This window comes from Klebsiella sp. 18074 (assembly GCF_902705905.1).
Taxonomy (GTDB): domain Bacteria; phylum Pseudomonadota; class Gammaproteobacteria; order Enterobacterales; family Enterobacteriaceae; genus Klebsiella; species Klebsiella terrigena.
On sequence record NZ_CACSIS010000097.1, the window covers coordinates 1 to 627 of the forward strand.

Genomic DNA, 627 nt, shown 5'->3' on the forward strand with positions numbered 1-627 from the left:
TACGGATGCTGAAGCTGCCCTTTGCGTATCATGTGGACTAACTCAATGCCTGCCAGTATCGTCTGTGCACGGCGAAATGATTTGAACCCCAGCATCGGCCGTATCCGACGTTTTATATTCCGATGGTCCTGCTCCACCAGGTTGTTCAGATACTTGCTTTGCCTGACGGTAATGGTTTCCTCATCAGGTTTACCGGCGTTGAATGTCGCCAGCGCTGCCGTGTTAGCACCACTTTTATCTATGGTCACCACTTCGGGTTCATTGTGGTGGCCAGTGGCCTTGCGAAAGAAGCGTAGCGCGGCTGCAGCGTCCCGTTTAGCGGTCAGCAGAAAGTCGATAGTCTGGCCTGCAGTGTCTACTGCCCGGTACAGCTATTTCCACTGGCCTTTGACTTTGATGTAAGTTTCATCCATCTGCGGCCCACGGGGCGTTTACGACGGTGAAACGCTTTATCCAGCAAGGGGACGAGGCGAATAACCCAGCGATGAAGTGTGGAATGGTCAACGAGAATACCGCGCTCAGCCATCATCTCTTCCAGGTTGCGCAGGCTCAGAGCATCAACCAGATACCAGCGAACACACTGGGCGATAACATCGACGGGATAATGCAGCCGAATGAAGGCTTTTC

At 53.1% G+C, this 627-nt stretch carries 1 pseudogene; it reads right to left on the reverse strand.

Features of this window, described 5'->3' with window-relative positions:
* Window positions 1-627: pseudogene (locus GVK32_RS28700) on the reverse strand (IS6 family transposase); the annotation flags it as partial.